5 protein-coding genes and 1 pseudogene are annotated in these 4,692 nt (G+C 66.3%); all 6 read right to left on the minus strand.

Annotation, left to right across the window (positions count from 1 at the left end; genetic code table 11):
• On the minus strand, window positions 1–375 hold a 375-nt coding region (locus SY1_RS04535), incomplete at its 3' end, for an ATP-binding cassette domain-containing protein (protein ID WP_243440580.1).
• A complete protein-coding gene (locus SY1_RS04540; RefSeq protein ID WP_015556329.1) occupies window positions 372–1,403 on the minus strand; it encodes an ABC transporter ATP-binding protein in 1,032 nt (343 codons plus the stop codon). The genes SY1_RS04535 and SY1_RS04540, both read right to left, overlap by 4 nt.
• Before the next feature lie 13 nt (window positions 1,404–1,416).
• Window positions 1,417–2,358 carry an ABC transporter permease gene (locus SY1_RS04545; RefSeq protein ID WP_015556330.1) on the minus strand — a complete coding sequence of 314 codons (942 nt, stop codon included), beginning with the start codon at window positions 2,356–2,358 and terminating at the stop codon, window positions 1,417–1,419.
• A 14-nt stretch (window positions 2,359–2,372) separates the two neighbouring features.
• On the minus strand, window positions 2,373–3,290 hold the full coding sequence (locus SY1_RS04550; protein ID WP_015556331.1) for an ABC transporter permease: 918 nt from the start codon (window positions 3,288–3,290) through the stop codon (window positions 2,373–2,375).
• Window positions 3,291–3,482: 192 nt separating this feature from the next.
• Window positions 3,483–4,379 (minus strand): polysaccharide deacetylase family protein, encoded by an 897-nt coding sequence (locus SY1_RS04555; RefSeq protein WP_243440581.1) that lies wholly within the window; start codon window positions 4,377–4,379, stop codon window positions 3,483–3,485.
• Window positions 4,376–4,692, minus strand: a pseudogene (locus SY1_RS04560) (formyltransferase); the annotation flags it as partial. The gene SY1_RS04555 and the pseudogene SY1_RS04560, both read right to left, overlap by 4 nt.

The raw sequence follows: 4,692 nt of genomic DNA on the forward strand, positions 1-4,692 counted from the left end.
CTTCGGGATGCCGTGGATGGCCATGGGCTCCATCACGATGTCCCCCACCGTCATGCGGGGGTTCAACGAGGCGTAGGGGTCCTGAAAGATCATCTGCATCCGCTTGCGCCACGGCAGCATCGCCCCCTGGGACAGGCGGGTGATGTCCTGCCCCATGAAGCGCACCGTCCCCCCCGTCGGGTCGTAGAGGCGCACGATCGTCCGCCCCGTCGTCGTCTTGCCGCACCCGGACTCCCCCACCAGCCCCAGCGTCTCGCCGGGCCGGATGTCAAAGGTGACGCCGTCCACCGAGCGCACCGTGCCGGCGGCGACCTCGAAGTACTTCTTGAGGCCGACGACCTCCAGCATCGGGACGCCCTTCCCCTCCATCGTCATCGCGCTCCCTCCTTCCTGTCGGCGGCCGACCCCGCCGGACGGTTCAAGAGCCAGCAGGCCGCGTTGTGCGATCCCGTGAGCTCCGTCCGATCAGGCGAGTACTCCATGCACACGCGCATGGCCTCAGGGCAGCGCGGCGCATAGGGACAGCCCGCAGGCGGGTTCAGCAGGTCCGGCGGCTGCCCCTCGATGGGGATGAGCCGCTGCCTCACCAGCTCTTCGGGGTTGGGGACGGAGCGCAGCAGGCCGCGGGTGTAGGGGTGGGCCGGCTCGTAGAAGATCTCCCGCCGCGTCCCCCGCTCCATGATCCTCCCGCCGTACATCACCAGCACGCGGTCCGCCATGCCGGCGATGACGCCCAGGTCGTGGGTGATCAGGATGATGGAGGTCCCAAACTGCCCCTGAAGCTCCTTCATCAGCTCCAGTATCTGGGCCTGCACCGTCACGTCCAGGGCGGTGGTCGGCTCGTCCGCGATCAGGAGGTCCGGGTTGCAGATCATGGCCATGGCAATCATGATGCGCTGCCGCTGCCCGCCGCTGAACTGGAAGGGGTACTGGGTCAGGCGCCGCTCCGCGGGGACGATGCCCACCCGCTTCAGCATGTCCACCGCCCGGTCGTGCCGGTCGCAGGGGATCCTGTGGCGCCTCAGGGACTCCTCCATCTGCCAGCGGACGGTCAGCACCGGGTTGAGGCTCGTCATGGGGTCCTGAAAGATCATGGATATCCGCTTCCCGCGAAGCTCCTCCAGGTCCCGCAGTCGCATCCTCGTGAGCTCCTGGCCGTCGAAGTCGATGCTGCCCCCCACGACGCGGCCCGACGTCCCCAAAAGCCCCAGCACGGAGAGCATGGTGACGCTCTTGCCGCTTCCGCTCTCGCCCACGATGCCCAGCACCTCGCCGCGCTTCACGTTGAAGGATACCCCGCCCACGGCCTTGACCTCTCCCGCCGGCGTGAAGAAGGACGTGCGAAGGTCCGACACGCGCAGCAGGAAGTCCGATGAGTTCATGGCGTTCATGCGATCGTTCATCGTTCTCCCTCCCCTACTTTCTCAGGCGCGGGTCCAGCGCGTCGCGGAGGCCGTCACCAAGGAAGTTGAAGGCCAGGATGGTGACGGAGATCGCCGCGGCCGGAAAAAAGAGCTGCCACGGGTAGATGGCAAGGGAGCCGATCGCGTCGTTGCTCAGCACGCCCCAGCTCGCCATGGGCGCGCTGACCCCCAGCCCCACGAAGCTCAGGAACGCCTCGGTGAAGATGGCGCGTGGGATGGAGAAGGTCAGCGTCACCAGGATGGGGCCCATGGCGTTGGGGATGAGGTGGCGCAGGAGCATCCGTGTGCTGGAGGCCCCCAGCACACGCGCGGCGAGGACGAACTCCTCGTTCTTGATCCGCATCACCTCGGCCCGCACGATCCGCGCCATGGAGGCCCAGTAGGAGATGCCGAGGGTGATGAAGATGCTCTTCAGCCCCGGCCCCACCACCACCATGAGGAGGATGACGTAGATCATCGTCGGGACGCTGTAGATGACGTCCACGATGCGCATCATGACGTTGTCCGTCCGTCCGCCCACAAAGCCGGCGATGCCGCCGTAGATGACGCCGATGAACAGGTTGATGAAGCTCGCCACGAAGCCGACGGCCAGCGAAATCCGCGCGCCGAAGAGCACCCGGACGAAGATGTCCCGTCCGAACATGTCCGTCCCGAACCAGAACTTCAGGCTGGGGGGCTCGTTCGACACCATGAAGTCCTGCCCGTCGTAGGTGTAGGGCGAAAGCCACGGGCCGACGACGGCCATCGCCAGGATGATGAGGATGACCACCAGCCCCAGGATCGCCACCCTGTCCCGGCAGAGGCGCCGCCAGGCGTCCTGCCAGTAGCTCAGGGAGGGGCGGACGAACTCCGCGCGCGTCCTCTCCTCCGGCGACACCGGCTCGAACAGCCGGGGATCGCTGATATCGGGAACCGCTCGTTCCATGCTGCTCATATCCGTCCCCTCCGTCAATTCAGCTTGATCCGCGGGTCGATGAACCCGAGGCAGATGTCCACCACGAGGTTCAGCGAGACCAGAAGCGCGCTGTAGAAGATCGTGACGCCCATGATGGTGGTGTAGTCGCGGTTGGAGATGCTCGTGACGAAGAAGGTGCCCAGCCCCGGCACGCCGAAGACCTGCTCCACGACGAAGCTGCCCGTCAGGATGCCAGCGATGAGGGGCCCCAGGTAGGTGACCACGGGGATGATGGCGTTGCGCAGCGCGTGGATGTAGACCACGGCCCGCTCCCGAAGGCCTTTGGAGTAGGCCGTTCGGATGTAGTCCTGCTGGAGGACCTCCAACATGCTGCTGCGAGTCAGGCGCGAGATGAAGGCCGTCGGGTACCCCGCCAGCGTGATGGCGGGCAACAGGGCCGTGGGCAGCCCCTCCCAGAAGCCCACCGTCACCCAGCCCCAGCGGTAGGCGAAGAAGTAGACGAGGATCGTCGCGATGACGAAGTTGGGTATGGTGATGCCCAGCGTGGCCAGCACCATCGCCGTGCGGTCCTGCCAGCGCCCCCGCCGCAGGGCAGAGACGATGCCGGCGGGAATGCCGACGACGAGGGACAGCAGGATGGCGATGCTCCCCACCATCAGCGAGGCGGGGAAGCCGGAGGCGATGAGCTGGTTCACCGTCATGCCCTCGTACCGGTAGGAGGGGCCCAGGTCGAAGTGCAGAACGTCCCACAGATAGTGCCCGTACTGCACGTACAATGGGTCGTTCAGGTGGTAGCGGGCCATGATCTTCTCCAGGATGAAGGGCGGGATCGCCTTCTCGTCCGTGAACGGCCCGCCCGGAATGGCGCGCATCATGAAGAAGGTCAGGGTCACGACGACGAATAGCGTCAGGAAGCTGGCCCAAACTCGTTGAAAGATATACCTCCGCATTTGGATACCCCCCAGGGTGTTTTAGGATAAAACGCTAAAGCAACGTGTAATTAAAACCTGTTTTCGTTAAAACACACAATTCGAGAAGTTCTGTGATTTCCGATAATAAACGTCGTTATGGTATCACGCGGCGCGCTAAAAGTCCATTATCCTCGAGGCCCGCGGCGGGGCCGCGGGCCTCGAGACAGCGGCTCAGACGACCTGAGTCGCCACGGTCCCGGCGCGGCCGGGAATGGGGCGCATCTCGACGTCCGCCTCCGGGAGGGGCCGGGAGGCGGCCAGGGCCTCGCCCAGCGTCATGAAGGTCAGGGCCCCCTCGCTGCAGGCGTCCATGAAGGCGCTGAAGGCGCCGCTCATCGCGCCGCCCTCCATCTCCGTGTGGATCGTGAGAACGTTCAGCCCCGGCTCCAGGAGGTCGAGGTAATGGTCCGCGGCGTTCTCGGCGGACACCCCGTCGCGCCCCAGCACCTCGTCCAGCGTGGGGAGGGTCGAGGGCACCTGGGGCGTTTGGAACGTCCGTCCCCCCATCCGGGGCAAAAACGGAGCGCTGCCGCGGGTGTCGCTGCAGTAGGCGAAGCCCAGCTCGTCCTGGACCGCCAGACTGTCCGGCGTGGCCTGCCAGCCGGGCGCGGCGCAGCAGGAGGGGCGCGCGCCCGAAACCCTCTGGAAGAGCTCCACCGCCATCCCAAGCTCGTGGCGGATGACGTCGGGGGTCATGCGGGGCAGACGGTCCTGCCACAGGACGTGGTTCCAGGCGTGGATGCCGCACTCGTGCCCCTCGTCCAGGGCGCGGCACAGCAGGGAGGGCTCGGAGGACACGATCATCGGCGCCGGCAGCAGCGTTCCGTAGAACAGGGTCCTGAGCCCGTAGGTGGAGGGCGCGCGGGTGCGCAGCATCTTGGCGAGGAACCCCCTTCGGAAGATGCGTCGCAGCGCCTTCCCCGACTCGTCGGGCCCCATGGAGAAGAAGATGGACGCACGGACGCCGTGCGCCTTCAGTATGTCGAGGAGCCTCGGCAGCCCCTCCCGATATCCCTTCAGCGTGTCGATGTCTATCTTTATCGCCAGGGTGCAGTTCTCTACCGTCACTTCAGCGTTCCCCCCAAAAGGATGCCTCTCTCAAGGTGCGGGCAGGCGTCGTCCCCCTCAAGCCCGTCCTTTTTTCTCTCGCCCCATTCGTCGGCCCACTGGGCCTGCAGGAGCTCCAGGGCGCCCCGCCCTGCCGCGACCAGGGGTGGCCGCGAGCGCAGCACCGTGCCCGGAGAGGCCGCGGACGTCCCCTCCGACGGGCGCGTGCGCCACACCATGAGCTTCCGCCCTCCCAGGAAGGTGAACGCCCCAGGGAAGGGCCAGGCCACGGCGCGGACGAGGTTGTGCAGCGCTTGCGCGTCCTGCGTCCAGT

The sequence above is a fragment of the Fretibacterium fastidiosum genome (assembly GCF_000210715.1).
GTDB lineage: Bacteria > Synergistota > Synergistia > Synergistales > Aminobacteriaceae > Fretibacterium > Fretibacterium fastidiosum.